Consider the following 17,224-nt stretch of genomic DNA (forward strand, 5'->3'; position numbering starts at 1 on the left):
TACTACTGTTTATTTGTCAATATTTACATTGTAGCATATTATATGTGAAACCACAACATTGATTGGTTTTCATCCCGACGCTCCCCTGCGGGAGAGCACGGGTCTTCAACCAACATTGAGATAAAAAAGATTTATAGAACTTGAAGCAAAAGACACAGATATATCAAAAGTCAGACAACGCAAGATTTTTATTCTTCCTTCTTCCTTCTTCCTTCTTCCTTCTTCCTTCTGCTATATAATTTTCCCTGTTTATTATTCCATAAAAAAAAGAGAGTAATCTTGCTGAAAAAGCTAACTGAGATACTCCCTTGTTTAATTCAAAGTTTTGATTCAATTTGATTTTTATGATTTTTCTTGGTTTAAAACCCAATTCATACCTCCTTAAATATTACTTCACTTGTATTACCAGGGTAAGATATGTATGACCTAGATAATTCAGGAAATTGTAGTCGATTAAATGTGGGCCATTTGTAACCAGTCGAATATTTGATCTAACTGCTTCAATGTGACAAGACCGTATTGCCAAAGTATCATCGGTAATTGATTAGGGTCTTCTTCCTTGTGTCGTAAAGCAATGGCGATCGCTGAATCAGAGATGGACAATTCCCACTTCAAAAATTTGATTAACTGAGCTTGTTTTGTAGACATGATTAAAAGTGTTCTCCAGATAGTATATTAAAAAAATTTTAAATCGGTTTTATTTGATAACCACGATACCTAGTATCAATTATTATTAGGTAAGCTTCAATGACTCACATCTTTTAATGATGTGACATCTCTCAATTTTTGTAATGATGCAGATCACAATTTTGTTGTCTAGAACACTAAACTCTAGTTCTAAAAGTTGGTCACTCTTGAGCATTTTTGATGAAACATTGATACATTTCAACCTCTATAAATAGTTATTAATTTAATTATCAATCAATATAGATGAAAAATATGCTTTTTTTTATGAGTAGCATATATAAAGTAAATATCTGACAAAATGAGTATATACTCACTATCCGATATTCTCTGATTTAAAGTTTCACAATACTGTCTGACTTGTGGGATGATGTAGGGATTTTATAAATTTATTACAGGAAACTATAATTACATCACCCTCAGCAATATTACTGATTTAGGCAATAATAGCTTTGATTACTTATATCTAGATATTGTAGTAGATATGCATAGATAGAAAATAGTGAGAAAAACCTTTCTTATCTAAGATTCATTATCAATAGATATCCTAACCAATCCTTTCTTTGCTATAGTTAATTGCCCATCAAAGTCTATTTGATACCAGAAAACTTATTTATCCGGTTTAGGAGACTGCTTGATTTCTGATTCGTCAGATTTTAGCGCTTGGTCTAAGATAATACGAGCTTCTTCTGCTTTCTCTCTTGCTTCTCTATAACGCAAATTAGCCACAGCAAAAGTTTTCAACACCTTAAAACCATCTTTAAGATTAGAAATTTCTTCAACAGTGACAGCTTCATCTGTGAATAGTACCTCAATTGCAGAACGAATCTTTAGTGCTTCTTCTCTCGATTCTACAACCTTAATCTTCAGCGCTGCTAGATCACTAAGTATTTGTACTGCTTGGGCAACAGCTTCTTCTTCCTCAGAGGCAATTTCCTTTGATTCTTTTGACTCTTTGACCTCAATAAATTGCTCCGGACTAAATCCATTTTCTAATTCTGTCAGTATTTCACCAGAGTCCATCATTTCCACAAGCTTATCCATAGCTTTCTGACGGGCCCGGGGTGAATCTTTCCCCCTAACAGTTATAATCGTATCTGGATTTTGAGGCAAGGTATAACTAACCATAATTTGACTAACAATTTAGGTATAAATATAACTAATATACAGTAAAAATAATCATACCATTTTAGACCCAGGTAGCTGTAAATAATTAATAATTTTTGCCTGCCCTAAATTATTGTTAATGACGAGTGAAAAAAAATTGTAGTTAGCTTATATTTAACCTACTATAGCCATCCTAGATAGAATCTGAACATTAGCTACATATCAAGAGAAGTCACTCTCAGTATTTAGATAACTAAGATTTATTCAAAACTTATTTAGGACAGCTATATTACAATATTCTGATGTACGAAGTCTATGACTTAAATTATGATGTTTCAATCTAATTAGCTATGCTAAATGGATGGCTGAAAAAACTACAGAGACTATCCCCTATTGAGAAAATACTGAGCTATTTGGATAGTGCTAACCCTACTTCTGAAAATAGCAGAGACTTAACAAATGTTTCATATTCACGGTGGCAACATCGTTTTTTGATGGCTCGACTAAATTTAACATTGTGGCTAGCTTTTTTCTTTTTCTTGAGTAGAAGTATACTCAGTTTAATCTTCTTCATACTAGATAAATACCCTCGTTTAGAAGAGTGGGAAATTGCCAGAATTTTAGTACATTTCACCCTACTTGGTTGTATATTTATACTACGAACTGCTTGGGGTAGTCGTCATCTTGGTCTAATATTTCTCTGCTTTTCTTGGTCTGTGACTATGATCGAGCAAATTTCAGATACAGTTACAAGAAATGTTAATCCTGAGTTTTTTGTCTGGATGTTGACTTTCTTTTCTCAGGCAACTTTAATTCCGGTTAGATGGTTTTTACACCTAATATCCCAGATTACTATATTAGGCTATTACTTCGGTGTCAATAAGATTCTTGGTTTGGATGTAGGACCCTTAAATTGGAATTTTATGAAGATGTGTCTTGGCATTTTCTGGGTATGTTTAATTTGTGATATTTCTGTATATTTATATGAATCTTTGCAAAAAACTGAGTTTAATACTAGATTACAATTAGAAGCAGCATATCAAAAACTAAATTCAACTGAGGCTAAATATCGTAGCATTTTTGAGAATTCAGTTGAAGGTATTTTTCAGTCTACACCAGATGGACATTACCTTGATGGTAATCCTACTTTAGCCGAGATATTTGGTTATGACTCGCCAGAGGACATGATGGCAAAAGTTACTGATATAGGCAAACAAATCTATGTTAACCCTAACTCTAGAGATGAATTTATTGATTTAATTAGTAGGGATGGAAGTGTATTAAAGTTTGAGTATCAAGCTTATCGTGCTGATGGGAGTGTCATCTGGGTTTCTGAGAATGCAAGAGCAGTGCGTGACCCAGAAGGTAATTTGATTGCTTATGAAGGTGATATTGAAGATATTACAGAGCGCAAGTTGGCAGAAACAGAAAGAAAGAAAGCACTAGAAATAGAAAAAGAATTGAATCAACTTAAATCTCAATTTATTTCCATGGCATCCCATGAGTTCCGTACTCCTTTAACTACTATATTAGCTTCGGCAGAAGCATTAGAACACTATAGTCATAAATGGAATGAAGAAAAAAAACTGACTTATCTGCGTCGTATACAAGCGACAACTCAACATATGACAGAGTTACTTAATGATATATTAGTTATAGGTAAGAAAGAATCAGGTAATTTTGATTTTAACCCGGTACCATTAGATTTGGAAAATTTCTGTCGAGATGTCATAGAAGATATTAAACTCAGTATTGGTAGTCAACATTACGTTGATTTTATGCTGCTTGCAGCTCAAGAATTAACAACAAAAATTTCCGATAAAAATGGGATTAATATAAGTATTTTAAATATAATTCAGCTAGATTCAATTCAGCAAGAACAAAAGCAAAATGATGCTATCTATAATCCTCCACCAGAATCACAAAATGAATCTAGGGGACAAATATTTGAATTGGTTTTAATAGATGAAAAATTGTTGCGACATATTCTATCCAATTTACTTTGTAATGCAGTTAAATATTCGCCCCAAGGTAGTCATATTTTCCTCAAACTTTCTTACTTAAATAACTATGCAATTTTTCAAATTCAAGATGAGGGTATGGGAATTCCAGCAGCAGAACAAAAATATTTATTTGACTCTTTCTACCGCGCTCAAAATGCTATTAATATTTCTGGTACAGGGTTAGGACTTACTATTGTCAAAAATTTTGTAGATTTACATAGAGGTCAAATTTTTGTCGAAAGTGAAGTAGGGGTAGGAACTACATTTACTGTCATATTACCGTTGAATTTAGAAAAGGAAAATATAGATGAAAAAAATTCTAGTGATTGAAGATGAACGAGTAATTTTAGAAATAATTACTGATGTCTTAGAAGCAGAAAATTTTATAGTAATAGGGGCAGAGAATGGTACTCTAGGAGTAGAAAAAGCTCTAGAAATTGTTCCAGATTTAATTATTTGTGATGTAATGATGCCAGAACTTGATGGTTATAAAGTATTAAAATTATTACGGAAAAATTTAGTAACAGAAGCAATTCCATTTATTTTTCTGACTGCAAAATCCACAAAAGCTGATTTAAGAGAGGGAATGGAGTTAGGAGCTGACGATTACTTGACAAAACCTTTTACCAGAGATGAATTAATGAACGCAATTAATACCAGATTAGAAAAACAAGGAACTATTGAAAGAAAAACTCAAGAACAACTAGATGAATTAAGAAGTAGTATAACTTTATCTCTACCTCACGAACTACGCACTCCACTCAATGGAATTATTGGTTCTGCCAGTTTTATTATTGAAGAGTTTCAAGAATTAGAAAACGATGAAATTTTAGAAATGGTAGAAAATATTCACATTTCTGCCCACCGTTTATATAGAATAATCCAGAATTTTTTACTATATGCAGATTTAGAACTATTATCACGAGATCGAGATAGATTAAAATTATTTACAACAGGTTCTCTTAGTAATCCTAAGTCAATAATTAGAGAGGTTGCTATTGAAAAAGCAAAAAGTTTTAATCGTTTAAAAGACTTAGATCTCACATCAGAAAATACTCATTTAAAAATTTCTGAAGCTAACTTTATAAAAATTGTAGATGAATTGTTAGACAATGCCTTTAAATTTTCTTCTTTCGGCACAAAAGTTAAGGTAATAGGTAGATTAGACCATCATGTTTTTGCTGTTGATTTTATAAATTTTGGTAAAGGGATGAGTGCTAATGAAATTTCTAATATCGGAGCTTATAAACAATTTAATCGTAAAATATATGAGCAACAAGGATCGGGCTTAGGTCTCACTATTGCTAAACAAATTGCTGAATTACATAATGGCAAGTTAACGATCCAAAGTCTTCCTTTACAACAAACTACTGTAACTGTTTTTATCCCTACAAAGGGAACAGAAAAAGGCTGTTAAATTATGAGTTAATTTCTAACTACTAATTTGATATTCATAGTTTATATTTTAAATTTATAAAACCAATTTTATCGAGCAATGTGATATTAGTAAAGGAAAGAAAAAAGGAAAAACTGAAGTTGGAATCAGGAATCAAGAATATCAAAAAGGAAAAATAATAGAAATCAGTAGAAAATAGTTAGGATAGTTCCTTTTTAGGAATCAAATTTTTATTTTATTTTTGTGAAATTCATACATAATAATTGGTATAACGGCTTAAAATAGAGAACAGAAAATGTAGCTGATACCAGTTTGATGTGAGGTTGCACAGAATTAAGTGTTATACCAATTCCCATACATTAATGCTATATTTAAGTAACACTTCAGTTATTAAGTAATCAACACAAACAGAATATTTTTTTGCTAATTGTAGTTAAATTAATGTTAATTATTAATTGTTAAATTCTCCCCTACTCCCCCACTCCCCCACTCCTAGGCTCAAGAAAATGTAGAAAAGTTTTTGAGAATATAGTATTAGGTATTAGGATTAGGTGGCACGGAATTATGAAATTTATTAACTTGTCTATCTCGATCTACACTCAACTCTGATTAAAATATTATTCTATGCAACTTCATATTAATTTGATATGAATATAAATATATAGATAATGTTGCTTACCTAATTATAGTATAATAATTTAAAATATTAATGAAAAATTACTAACAATGAAAGAAAAATTACTCAACTGGTTAGATACATTTTTAGTGGCAGACGTATTTCTAGTAATAATTGCTTTTGCTTGGTTCGCGATCGCTGTGATTGGTCGTTATTCTGGAGTTGCTTTAGGTCTCGATCTTTGGCATAGATTATGGGAACCAGTATTTACCCCAGCTATCGGAATTTTAATGGGAGGTGCAATTCTCAGTGGCATAATTAAACAAATTACCAAACGCTTAAATTCTAATTAAGCTTGAGTTTGATTGATTACTAATAAAAAAACTTTATCCTTGTTATTTTTGGCAAGTTTATTTCATCTTTTGTGTTCCTTATTATTCGTCTATTGTATTTATGAAAAATTCAATTGAACCAGAAAAGTTTAATCCCTGGAATTACAAACCATGGTGGTGTCAACCTTGGTCAATATTGTTGACAGGAATAACTATTGTTAGTGGTAGTTGGTTCTTATTTAGAATTGTTTGGTTAACAGTTATTATTTCTATTCCTATATTAACTTGGATGGGATTTTTCCTGGTAATTTGGCCGAAATTAATGACAGAATCAAGAATGTGATAAAAATAATTTTTAGAGCCATAAATTAAACATAATTAGGTAGGAAAATTTATATTAATTGAAGAAGGCAGAATGCAGAAGGGAAAATAGCATGAGGATAGTCAACGACTAGCCACTTCGTTTCTTATAACCCCAAACAATTTTAAGCACCCCCGTTGATTTTGGGCTATTAAAACCGTCACATAAAAGATAAAAATGAGAGGTTCTAATGGTTAGGAAGCTGTGGCTTTAGCATTAGTTTTACCGAATTATTAATAATTAATAATTAATTATTAATAATTCGCGCCTTGAAGCCGACCCTTTTAAGGGGAAAAAAGCGGTCGTTTTGCTACGCAACATGTAAAGCGCAGCTTCCCGTAGGGTGGGATGGCTCCGAAACCTGCGCCATATCCAATCGACCAAGAAAAGAAATAATATCTCCTGATATTCAATTCCGTAGCGGTTTTAACCAGAGGTAATTATCAATTATCCATTATCCATTATCAATTAATGAACTGCTGTTATTTCGACAGAAGATTATGATTTTTTGTTGTGGGCGCGCTACTTAGACGACAGAAACTTTGTTACTTCAATTGTTAAGTTAAGGCTAATTTTTTTATATGTTCAGTAACGCATCTTTAATCAAGAGTGGTTCTGGGTGGGAATTTGTCAGTGAAGAAATTTTAGAAGATTTTCTTTATGAAAATTTAGAAATTTTACTAGATTTGAAGGTCTTAGACAGACAATATATCGTTAATAGTCAAAGGTGCGATATTTTGGCTGTTGATAGTCAGGAAAAATTAGTGGTGTTGGAGTTAAAAAATGTTGAGGATAGGGGAATTGTTCAACAGTTGACTCGTTATTATGATGCTTTGTTAGATGAGAAACCTTTTAGTGAAAAAGTTGATTATCAGCAACCTGTGAGATTAGTAGCAATTACTCCTAATTTTCATCGGGATAATTTTACAGATCGAAAATATCACACTCTTGATTTTAAGTTTTTAAAGTTTTCTGTTATTCAAGATGAGGATAACTTTTATTTTTGTGTGAAAGATATTGATAATGGGGAGATTTCAAAGGCAATTATTCCCTATCAGGAGCTAGAAAATGATTTAGATTTACCAACCCCACCCACAGCACTTTTGAAAGTTGTAAATAATTTAGATGTTCAAAAACAAGAAGAAATATTTAGAGTCCGACAGAAAATTCTGAAGTTTGACAGTAGGATGCGAGAATTTTCTTCTGCTGGAAGTATTAAATATGGAATTGGTAGTGGGAAAAGTAGTAAATTTTGTGCTGAATTTTTCCTGGATAAAGGCGAATTAATAATATTTCTCTGGATACCATATAAAGGAGGTGAAAGTTCAAGAATTGGCAGAGCTAGAATTTGGACAGATTGGCAAGATAAAGCTTTGATTGAGGGTTATGTATCCAGTGGAGTAGGAGCAGAAATAAATCGGCATAAAAGGAGTATGCAAAAATTAATAGAAGCAATTGAAATAGGAGTTCATTAATGGATAATGGATAATGGATAATGGATAATTACCTCTGGTTAGAACCGCTACGGAATTGAATATAAGGAATATTGTCTTTTCTTGGTCGATTGGATATGGCGCAGGTTTCGGAGCCATCCCACCCTACGGGAAGCTGCGCTTTACATGTTGCGTAGCAAAACGACCGCTTTTTTTCCCCTTAAAAGGGTCGGTTTTAAACCTGAATTATTTAATTATTAATTATTAATTATTCGGTAATTATTCTCAGTTTTCTATTGATATTGGTAATCGTAGATACTACTTTTCGTTACCGATAAGCAAAAATATGAGGGAAAAATATATTAAAGCAGTTCTTAGAATTATGAAATATCCCAAAAACCAAAAACCTCTCACCTGTGAAGATATGGAGCTATTTAAACATTATAAAAAACTATGGGAAGCAAGAATAGGAGAAGAATTCAGAACAGAAGTTTTAGATTGTTATAAATCTCTAGACTCATTAATTGATTTAGCATTAGAAAAATGGCGTTCGAGACTTTAAATATAATTTAGATAAAGTTCTATTTATCTTTATTGGTTTAATATCCTACCGTCTACAGGATTTTTACAATTTGGTGAGAATTTGTAGACGCGGAGGGGATACGTAAAAGTTGCCCAATCCACTTTTTTCTTCTTTCTTCTTCAATATTTGCTATAAAATTTCTGTAAAATTACCCCAAAATTAAATTATTGGCTGACGATAAAAAAATTTGATATAATGTAGCTAAAATTTAGCTAATATACATAAAAATGACCCAGCCAATATTATCAATTGTAGTACCCACAAGAGAAGGTCTTCCTGAATATTGGATCGAAACCCTTTTAAAAATAAATGGAGATGTGGAATTAATTTTATCCCACCCCCCAGGAATGAAAAAACTGCCAATTAGCGACCCCCGAATGCAACAAATAAATAGTTCATTTCGCGGAGAAATAATTCAAAGAATGACTGGGTTAGTAAATGCTTCAGGGAAATATATTTTAACAGTAAATTGTGATGAGCTTTTGCATCCAGATATTGCAGAAATAACCAGACAATATTTTACTAAATATCCTGATAGTTGGGTTTTAAGGCTTAATAGAAAAGATGTAAAATACGGTGATGAGGCTAGTTTAAAATCTCCATGGGAATCAATATTTAATATTGATGAAATGAATACTTGTGGTGTAAGAACAGGAGACCAAAACTTACAAAATCAACCAAACTATATGGTAGAAATACCCATAGCTCCTTTGCATAATAAATTCAATCCCTTGTGTCTGTTAGGGAAAAGAAAAGATCATCAAGGATGGCATACAGAAAACTTTGATAAAAAGGTATGGAAAAATGAAATAGTACAAGCAACTTTAGCAGATATTAGAGATGCGATGATTTTGTCAGGACCCTTTAAATATTTTCCTTTTTGGTGTTTGGATAGATTATTAGGACTTTCTATTCAAGCAAAGTATTATGAGCAAGGAAAAATTATCGGTCATAAATTGCCTAAACCAGAACAAATTAGGATTGAAGATAATCCTCCTGAATATAAAAGAAGTAAAAGATTTTATGTATTTGCCGAACTTTTATTACTGAAAAATAATCCTCAATATGGCTATCTCTGGAATCTAATTTTAGCTCAATTAACAGAGATTCCTGTGAGGGCAGTTTCTTCTGTTAGTCGTCAGTTATCTAAGAATAAAATGCAGAAAATTACTGATGGATAATGTTCAAAAATTAATAATTAATAATTAATAATTAATAATTACCTCTTCTTTTCAAGGAGAGGATTGACTAATTATGAAATTTTTTCTTCTCTTGGTCTCATGGATATGGCTCCGAGACCCGAAGAGTGACAGAGCAGCTCCGAAGATCGCCATCCCTCGACCGCTTATTATCCCCTTAAAAGGGGAGGCTTTAAACCACAATTTTTCGGTAATTAGTAATTGGTAATGGGGAAAGAAAAAAGCAAATCGCGAAAAGGTTTAATGCAATTATTTATAGCCTTAATTTGCAGGTATTCTATAGTGACAGGGCGCTTACCAACAAGGAAGTAAGTAGGGATTTTCTATGAAATATCCCTAAAAAATTGTTATTATTAGACCTTGGTAAATTGAGCTATGAATGCTCGGGAACTGGAACATCTTTACTAATTTAAAGATAATGAATCAGTAAACAAACAGAATACTTCAACAAAACTATCGACGTGTGAATAACACAAAGTTTTTCGGTGTAGTCTGGCTAAAAGGAAACTTGTAAATGCAGAAGATTATAATTATTGGAGCTGGCCCAGTAGGATTATTGCTAGCCCACTATCTACTCAGTCGAAGAGATTACCAGGTTGAGATTTATGAGCGTCGGCTCGATCCTCGATTGGCAGAACAATCAAATCAGCGTACCTTCCCAATTGCTATACAGTCACGGGGCTTAAATGCTATCGATCAGATTTTTGGGTTGAAAGTAGCTTTAGCAAAAAAAGGAGTTTGGTCTCAAGGAGTTTTAATTCATCGCCAGCAGGGCAAACCTCGTAGGATTAACCGAAAGATGCCTTCACTACTTATTGACCGCAATCAACTTAATTTGGTGCTATTGGAACATCTGCTAGAGAAGCATAGTAGGGATTTGGTGAAGGTCAAATTTGATTGTTCCTGCGTTGGCATTAATCTAGAAAGTCAGGAGGCGATCCTCCAGTCCGACAATGGAGAAAAGTTTACAACTAAATATGACCGTCTGGTGGGAGCAGATGGAGTGGGTTCTCAGGTACGGGAGGTATTGAGTGCTAGATCGGATATCCACTGTCAACATAATTTTATCCCAGATGTATACAAATCATTGCACGTTCCCAGAATTGCCCCAGATCAAACAATAGAGCTGGCAGGAAACTACATTCACAGCTCAACTTTGGGCAAAGGAATTCGATTGGTTATGGCTCCTCAACCTGACGACTGGCTTCATGGAACGCTGATCTTTCCCCCAGATAATAATCCCCTGGAAAATTGCACTACTGATGAAGCAGTTTTAACCTATTTTCAAGAGAATATCCCATTTCTCAAACCTTTAATGCGGTTAGAAGATGCTGCTGTCCTCCGGCAACGACCTGTATCAAAAATTATGACCGTGAAGTGCGACCGGATGCACGTTGGCGATCGCATTTTGCTTGTTGGAGATGCTGTCCATGCAGTTTCTCCATCCATTGGACAAGGATGTAATGCTTCACTACAAGATGTGCAGGTGTTTGCTCAATGTTTAGATCGGTATGAGGATAAATGGGAAGAAGCGCTTCCAGCTTTTACAGCCGAGCGACTATCAGATATTCATGCCTTGCGAGAGCTGTCAGATTATACCTTTCCCCGCTCAAAACCTATGATGTTAGAATTCATTTTCCGCCTGACCGTTGGTAAGAAGCTAAGACCTTGGTTTCCATTGCTGACAAATCCTCTGCCAATGGAATTGATCATGGAGAGTGAACTTCCATATTCTGAAGTGCTCAAACGAGGTCAAGGCTGGATTAATCGAGTCAGACAATCAATGCAGAATTGACATACTCCCGACGTTGCTCTTACGGGACAACGCGGGATTCTTCAGCCAGGGAAACCCTGACCGCTGTTTTAACAGAGGTGATGTCCTCCCCCTGTGTTGATAACAATCCAACCCACCCCCATCCCCTCCCGGGAGCAGGGCTGTTTCAAAGTCTCGTAAGTTAATGATTTAGGGAGAATGAGAGAAATGAGGATAGGGGCATAGGGAAATTTAGCAAATTTTGGCAAATTTTGCTGATTTTTTCAGTGTTGGAGTATCCGTGTTTACTCTGACTAAATTAGGTCAAATAACAAAAATTCGTTAATTTACCTTCAAGGATAATTGATAAATTTGGCCGAAATCCTGACTATTTTTCCAAAATTTTCCTGTTATACCCATCTATCTATCTCCTTCTCTGTTTTTCGCGAGAATGAAACAGCCCTCCCTCCCGGGAGGGGAGCTAGAGGGGTGGCTGAGTTATAGTCTCTATCTAGTTCTTGACCACATCTAGGGCAAGAATGCCAGCGCTCTGACAGGCTCTTAGACACTCTGTTTAGACACTCCCAACAATGTTGAGATGTACCTTTTGGGTCTACTTTGATGATTCTCTTGCCAAGTTTCCAGCCTACATACTCTAGAACATCAAGAAATTGATAGTGGCTGCATCGTGCAAAGACTTATTTAATCCTGACTTCGCTGATTGACCATTGGGCAAAAACTGACCATTATCACCTAATTTAGCTTTGCAGCGCCGAACTAAGTTTGCGATCTGTAAGTCTTCGAGGAATATTACACTTACGTCTGAAAACAGATGATAAGCCAGCTTGAATTGCCAATCCAAACGCTGTCTGGCTATTAGCTGATGCAGTTTAGCTATTTTACGTCTAAGAATTTTCCAAGATTGAGAATGTTTGTCTTTTTTAGATAATCAGGACTTACGCAAAGACACTATATATAGCGTATGCCAAATAGAGCGATAGCTATAATTTTTGAAGCGATCGCCTAAACAACTAAAATATGATAACTTATACCAAGATACTATATATAGTTACTGGTAAGCTGAGCGGTCGCTATAATTTTTAGAGAGCGATATAGCTGCCGCACTTGCTCCGCCAACGCCAAACATTTCTCTATTGATAAAAACTTAAATAGCCGTCATTTTAATTGCAGGATATTTGAGTTCGGATACTAGATATTTAGATAATAATTGATGTTTGAGTTGATAAATAGTTTTTCCTAGAATGTAAGCTATTTTTTTCAAATGATTCCAGACCAACATAGCGCAAGCTTTTCTGTTTTTTTGAATTTTTGCGCCTACGACACTGACAAAATTATATTCCTGTTAACTGCTTAATTCTGGCGTGAAATTCTTCAATTTTCCATCTTGTTTGCGACTCGAATTCTACATCATCTGTAGAAGATTGACTTAAATCATTAGTGACAATGTATTCTGTTCTATTGGCAGAAATAGTAACCCAGAATAACTTGGCTTTTTGAACTCAAAGGAATTCCTTTGATTTTTATTGTTTTACCTGATATTATTTCTGATTCATTCCAACTTAATTTAGCAATACTTTTGTATTTTTCTGCACCACCAGTGTCATCTACGGGCGCGATTAATTTTTAAAGGGCAATAATAATTTTTTTCTAAGTTATCTATCAATGCCATTAATCTTTTTGTTGCATACCAACTATCCATCAATACAGTTTGAAATAGTAATTTTTTCTGATTTACCACATTACATATCATGTCTTCAACATGGTCTAACTCACGTTTTTTTGTCACTATCTGGATCATAAATGCGATAATCTAGTATCCAAAATTGCTCTGTTTTGGGGTTGAAATCAATACAATTAACTATTCCTATTCCTCGAATTACTTGATGAACCGATACCACTATATTGTCGTCGTACAAGTGCCTCTTTTCCTTCGGAATGCTTCCCTACGGGATGCTACGCAAACGCAAATAGAGGAGCTTCGCTATCAATTTTATTAGCATATTTTTTCTGAATTACTGTATCATCAAAAATCAGGTATGCTTCTGTATTTTGGACAATCTATTTTTGGACATTTTGCCATAAATCTTGTGTTTGCGCAGCAGTCAGCAGGAAATTTAAAGATTCTGTTCTTAAATAACGATTAATCGTATCATGGCTAATTTTTTCTAGGTGATTTGCTAAAGAGCGTGATAGTATAATTTGTATGAGAATTGAGCAAGTATTGACAATAATCAATATAGTTAAAATTCCTGACAGTTAGCTCGCTCTTAACAGTAATATTATTCTACAATAATCAAGGTATTTGAGGAAAATTTATTTACAATTAGCCACATAATTATAGAGATAAAATTAATTACATTAACTTATATTTAATATTAGTTATAATAATGTTTTTATTCAGGCGTTAGCGGAGCTTTGCGTCAGCAATCGCTCTATTTGACATACGCTACATATAGTGTCTTTGCGTAAGTCCGGATAATCTTACCTGAAGTTTAGATAATCTATCTTCAGAGAACCTAAAAAACTTAGGTACTTCTATAAACTCGCCATCACTGGTAACAGCATAATATAATAATCCCAAGTCAATACATGCATGAGTTTTTTAAAGTGGGTTGAATTTCTACAACCTCTACAGGCACAGTCTTATTTAACGATAAATCCTATCGGTCGCAATGAAGGTAATGCGTTGCAGGTGCGTAAGTCCTATAAGAATTAACTACCATTTGCAAACTGCTAATTCCCAATTACTAATTACTAAAATTTAACCGGAAGTCAGGGAAGAGAATTTGTAGCTAAATTCAGAGAGAAGGATATTGGAAGTCTCCAAATTACCATCCTCTAATTCTGCTGAAATATTCATAGAGGTATTCTGCCATGCGAAATAGAAGTGAAACTATTAGCGATATTATCGATAAACGTCGCCCCCTTGCTCAAAAAATTGAACGCACAGAGGAAAATTTGAGGGAACTTACCTCAGCACTACACGCTCTTGAATCTCAACGCAATAAATTAATTACCCAAATAGAAGACCGGAAAATTCAAGGTAGACTTGCGGAAATAGATTTTCTGGCGCTACAACTAAAAATTGCTACAGAGTTAGAAGCGTTAGCAAAACTGAAGGTACGTTTTTCCCGCGATACATTGAATATTGGGGTGGTGGGTCGTGCCAGACAAGGAAAAAGTCGCCTTTTGCAAAGTTTAACGGGGTTGACTGCCACAGAAATTCCCGATGGCGATCGCCAACATTGTACGGGCGTTCGTAGTACTATTCGTCACAACCCTAATGTTACGACTTTCGGTGAGGTTTATTTTCATTCGGAGCGGTCGTTTATCGATGAAGTTATTGCTCCCTATTATGAAAAGCTACATCTGGGTGTTAAACCTAATAGTTTAGTTGAGTTTGCTTCTAAACCTTTGCCATCGTTACCGGAAAATTTGCCTGGATATGCGGAACCGGGTGCGATGTACGAACATTTGACTCGATATCATACTAATATTGATAAATATGTAGGGTTATTAAATTCTCCACCCAGGCGTATTTCTAGTAATGAAATTCGGGAATATGTGGCTCAAGATACTGCCGACGGCCAGCGCATATTTTTCAATTATTTAGCAGTAAAAGAAGTGAAAATAACTTGCCCTTTTCCTAATAATGAAGTTGGGCAAATTGCTTTAGTTGATATGCCGGGATTAGGCGATACTGGAGTAGGAGATGAAGAACGATTAATTAAGACATTAAGTCAGGATATTGATGCTGTTTTATTTGTGAGAATGCCTAGCGCGAAAGGTGACTATTGGGCAGATGTTGATGTGCGGCTTTATGACACAGCTAGGGCAGCAATTATAGATTTGCCTTTAGATTTATGGTCTTTTATGATTCTCAATCAAACTAATGCTAATTCTGCTAATGGTGATAATTTGAATAATTGTCAAGACTTGGCTGGATATCTGAGTAAAAAACATCTGAATTTAGTGGATTGTATTATTGCTAATTGTGCCGATGTAGAAGCAGCTAATATGAAAATATTAGATACTGTTTTAAATTATTTAGCTACTAAAATTCAGAGTTTAGATAGACAATATGCCTCCTCTTGTCAGGAGCGGATGATAGAGCTACAAAAAACTGTAAATACAGAGATAGAAAAGGCACGTCAAGCTTTAGTAAGTCCTACTGCTAATCAAAATGAAATGGGAGTTTTTCTACCTTTATATAATCAGTTGATGAGTAATTTATCCGTAGGGTTAATGGAATTACTGGATAATTTTAAGCAGCAACGTTATTTAGTAGATGAAGACTTTTTTAAGCCACAAGTAGAGGTGGCAATTCAAGTTTGTAAAGAAGATGCAGGAATCCCTGATTTGCAAGAAATTAAAGTTAGACATCGGGAAAAAGGTTCTTGGGAAATTGTTTATGCAGAATATTTGCATAAAATTAGAACTCATTTAACTAGACATTTTAATTCTCTCGATAATGGCTTAAAACAATTAATTGATGAAGCCAAGTCTCAAATAACTAAAATATTAACCGAACAAGGAAAAATGGGAGGTTTAACTACTGCTAGAGAAGCAGAATTTTTGCAAGTTATTGCTCAGAATAAAGTGTCTGATTTACAACCAAGTTTACGCAGAGCATTCCAAAATTTATGGAAATTTGAAATGTCTTATGAAGTGAATTTTCATTACCGAATTAGACAACACTTAGATGATTTAACTCCTGACGATACTTCCCTCCGATTATCTGCTAAACCCACTGCTGAAGAAGTGCTAGAAAATTTAGAACAATTGCACCAAGAAACAGTATATAAATGTCAAGAAGCCTTAGCAGATTTATCATCAGAACCTAAATTAGCCGTATTTGCAGCAGTAGAAGAATTTGTCGATCAAGTATTACGAGGAGAAGAAATAAAAAATGAATGGCCAGTATTTTTATATGAAGTGCGATCGCAAGTTTGGCCTACTTATTTTAAACCCATGGGAGAAGGTTCAAATTCACTTAAAGAATGGCAAAAATTAGTAGAGAGAGTTGCTCTAGCTAATCAATTAGAGTTACTACAATTTATTAATTAATAGTCAGGGAATAGGAAAAGGAATCTCCGAAGAAATAGTTTTGACTGCCTTTGCTAGTTTTTCCATGATGCTTGGACTTTGTAATAGCCACAAAGAAGAAATTCCATAAGTAGGGTTTGCGTATGGAAAGTCTTTTTGTAGGAGACAGGAGGAACGGGGAATGAGCCAGGAGGTAGGAGTAATATCATGTTCGGTTGAATACTTATAAATAACTGTTGTGAGTCCTCAGTCCTCGGACTGAGGACTAAGTAATTAAGATTACAGCACTTTTGAGGATAGTGAGGTACAGCTATAAGACTATTTATTCCTATATTCCCAGATGAGCTGTTGCTTTCCGGAGCTGTTGCCTAAAGCAATAAAACTTTGTACCTCATCAACTAGAAAACTGCTGTAATATCATACCCGCGCTTCACCAACGCCCTTTTATAATTAATCAGCAAGCCCTAAGTATAGAAACTATTTAGGGAGAATTCTTATTTGACTATTCCCACAATTCCTTGACTCACTATCATTTCATTGATTTTGCGGAGATGTCTAAGAGTTGGACTTTCGGAAAAAAACTAATTAAAATAGGTATAGATATGATCAAAATTAGACTCAAAAGACGAACAAATTAACCCAAATGATAGAGACAAAAACAGTTAAAGTCGCTAATTATCAAACCCTTGA

The 17,224-nt window shown here is 34.3% G+C and carries 14 protein-coding genes and 1 pseudogene; 9 read left to right on the forward strand and 6 right to left on the reverse strand.

From position 1 onward, the window contains the following. Positions 1 to 163: 163 nt before the first annotated feature. From F6K15_RS12405 to F6K15_RS12415, 3 genes are all read right to left on the reverse strand, one after another. Positions 164 to 334: a hypothetical protein gene (locus F6K15_RS12405; RefSeq protein ID WP_293061185.1), complete on the reverse strand. Its 171-nt coding sequence runs from the start codon at positions 332 to 334 to the stop codon at positions 164 to 166. Positions 335 to 453: 119 nt separating this feature from the next. After that, the gene (locus tag F6K15_RS12410; RefSeq protein WP_287279590.1) at positions 454 to 648 is read right to left on the reverse strand and encodes a DUF2949 domain-containing protein; all 195 of its coding nucleotides are present in this window, start codon (positions 646 to 648) and stop codon (positions 454 to 456) included. 645 nt (positions 649 to 1,293) lie between these two features. Beyond that, positions 1,294 to 1,812: a hypothetical protein gene (locus F6K15_RS12415; protein WP_293061190.1), complete on the reverse strand. Its 519-nt coding sequence runs from the start codon at positions 1,810 to 1,812 to the stop codon at positions 1,294 to 1,296. A 329-nt stretch (positions 1,813 to 2,141) separates the two neighbouring features. On the opposite strand from F6K15_RS12415, the gene F6K15_RS12420 reads away from it, so the two are divergent. The 8 genes from F6K15_RS12420 (at position 2,142) to F6K15_RS12455 (ending at position 11,509) form a co-directional block, all read left to right on the forward strand. After that, on the forward strand, positions 2,142 to 4,124 hold the full coding sequence (locus F6K15_RS12420) for a PAS domain-containing sensor histidine kinase (protein WP_293061191.1): 1,983 nt from the start codon (positions 2,142 to 2,144) through the stop codon (positions 4,122 to 4,124). Beyond that, positions 4,102 to 5,211 carry a response regulator gene (locus F6K15_RS12425; RefSeq protein WP_293061193.1) on the forward strand — a complete coding sequence of 370 codons (1,110 nt, stop codon included), beginning with the start codon at positions 4,102 to 4,104 and terminating at the stop codon, positions 5,209 to 5,211. Before F6K15_RS12420 ends, F6K15_RS12425 begins: the two co-directional genes overlap by 23 nt. Positions 5,212 to 5,916: 705 nt before the next feature. After that, positions 5,917 to 6,159 (forward strand): hypothetical protein, encoded by a 243-nt coding sequence (locus F6K15_RS12430; protein ID WP_293061195.1) that lies wholly within the window; start codon positions 5,917 to 5,919, stop codon positions 6,157 to 6,159. Positions 6,160 to 6,259: 100 nt separating this feature from the next. Further along, the gene (locus tag F6K15_RS12435) at positions 6,260 to 6,481 is read left to right on the forward strand and encodes a DUF6737 family protein (RefSeq protein WP_293061197.1); all 222 of its coding nucleotides are present in this window, start codon (positions 6,260 to 6,262) and stop codon (positions 6,479 to 6,481) included. 599 nt (positions 6,482 to 7,080) lie between these two features. Further along, on the forward strand, positions 7,081 to 7,974 hold the full coding sequence (locus F6K15_RS12440) for an endonuclease NucS domain-containing protein (RefSeq protein WP_293061199.1): 894 nt from the start codon (positions 7,081 to 7,083) through the stop codon (positions 7,972 to 7,974). A 340-nt stretch (positions 7,975 to 8,314) separates the two neighbouring features. Then, the gene (locus F6K15_RS12445) at positions 8,315 to 8,494 is read left to right on the forward strand and encodes a hypothetical protein (protein WP_293061200.1); all 180 of its coding nucleotides are present in this window, start codon (positions 8,315 to 8,317) and stop codon (positions 8,492 to 8,494) included. 248 nt (positions 8,495 to 8,742) lie between these two features. Next, a complete protein-coding gene (locus F6K15_RS12450) occupies positions 8,743 to 9,696 on the forward strand; it encodes a glycosyltransferase family 2 protein (RefSeq protein WP_293061202.1) in 954 nt (317 codons plus the stop codon). Positions 9,697 to 10,228: 532 nt separating this feature from the next. Then, positions 10,229 to 11,509: an NAD(P)/FAD-dependent oxidoreductase gene (locus F6K15_RS12455; RefSeq protein WP_293061203.1), complete on the forward strand. Its 1,281-nt coding sequence runs from the start codon at positions 10,229 to 10,231 to the stop codon at positions 11,507 to 11,509. Between the two features lie 368 nt (positions 11,510 to 11,877). Here the strand turns inward: F6K15_RS12455 and F6K15_RS38315 are convergent, their stop codons facing one another. The 3 genes and pseudogenes from F6K15_RS38315 to F6K15_RS12465 all read right to left on the reverse strand — a co-directional run bounded on the left by F6K15_RS38315 (position 11,878) and on the right by F6K15_RS12465 (position 13,766). Then, entirely contained in the window at positions 11,878 to 12,093 is a 216-nt protein-coding gene (locus F6K15_RS38315) for a zinc ribbon domain-containing protein (protein WP_363267874.1), read from the reverse strand. A gap of 29 nt (positions 12,094 to 12,122) precedes the next feature. Beyond that, the gene (locus F6K15_RS12460; protein WP_375341062.1) at positions 12,123 to 12,380 is read right to left on the reverse strand and encodes a hypothetical protein; all 258 of its coding nucleotides are present in this window, start codon (positions 12,378 to 12,380) and stop codon (positions 12,123 to 12,125) included. Positions 12,381 to 12,632: 252 nt separating this feature from the next. Next, positions 12,633 to 13,766, reverse strand: a pseudogene (locus tag F6K15_RS12465) (transposase). 596 nt (positions 13,767 to 14,362) lie between these two features. Here F6K15_RS12465 and F6K15_RS12470 point away from each other — a divergent pair. Then, positions 14,363 to 16,555 (forward strand): hypothetical protein, encoded by a 2,193-nt coding sequence (locus F6K15_RS12470; protein WP_293061207.1) that lies wholly within the window; start codon positions 14,363 to 14,365, stop codon positions 16,553 to 16,555. Positions 16,556 to 17,224: the final 669 nt, after the last annotated feature.

It is taken from the genome of Okeania sp. SIO2B3, assembly GCF_010672525.1.
GTDB lineage: Bacteria > Cyanobacteriota > Cyanobacteriia > Cyanobacteriales > Microcoleaceae > Okeania.

Excerpts from the sequence above, each read along its gene's own strand:
- F6K15_RS12410 (WP_287279590.1), bottom strand. The coding sequence starts at position 648 with ATGTCTACAAAACAAGCTCAGTTAATCAAATTTTTGAAGTGGGAATTG.
- F6K15_RS12415 (WP_293061190.1), bottom strand. The coding sequence starts at position 1,812 with ATGGTTAGTTATACCTTGCCTCAAAATCCAGATACGATTATAACTGTT.
- F6K15_RS12420 (WP_293061191.1), top strand. The coding sequence starts at position 2,142 with ATGCTAAATGGATGGCTGAAAAAACTACAGAGACTATCCCCTATTGAG.
- F6K15_RS12425 (WP_293061193.1), top strand. The coding sequence starts at position 4,102 with ATGAAAAAAATTCTAGTGATTGAAGATGAACGAGTAATTTTAGAAATA.
- F6K15_RS12430 (WP_293061195.1), top strand. The coding sequence starts at position 5,917 with ATGAAAGAAAAATTACTCAACTGGTTAGATACATTTTTAGTGGCAGAC.
- F6K15_RS12435 (WP_293061197.1), top strand. The coding sequence starts at position 6,260 with ATGAAAAATTCAATTGAACCAGAAAAGTTTAATCCCTGGAATTACAAA.
- F6K15_RS12440 (WP_293061199.1), top strand. The coding sequence starts at position 7,081 with ATGTTCAGTAACGCATCTTTAATCAAGAGTGGTTCTGGGTGGGAATTT.
- F6K15_RS12445 (WP_293061200.1), top strand. The coding sequence starts at position 8,315 with ATGAAATATCCCAAAAACCAAAAACCTCTCACCTGTGAAGATATGGAG.
- F6K15_RS12450 (WP_293061202.1), top strand. The coding sequence starts at position 8,743 with ATGACCCAGCCAATATTATCAATTGTAGTACCCACAAGAGAAGGTCTT.
- F6K15_RS12455 (WP_293061203.1), top strand. The coding sequence starts at position 10,229 with ATGCAGAAGATTATAATTATTGGAGCTGGCCCAGTAGGATTATTGCTA.
- F6K15_RS12470 (WP_293061207.1), top strand. The coding sequence starts at position 14,363 with ATGCGAAATAGAAGTGAAACTATTAGCGATATTATCGATAAACGTCGC.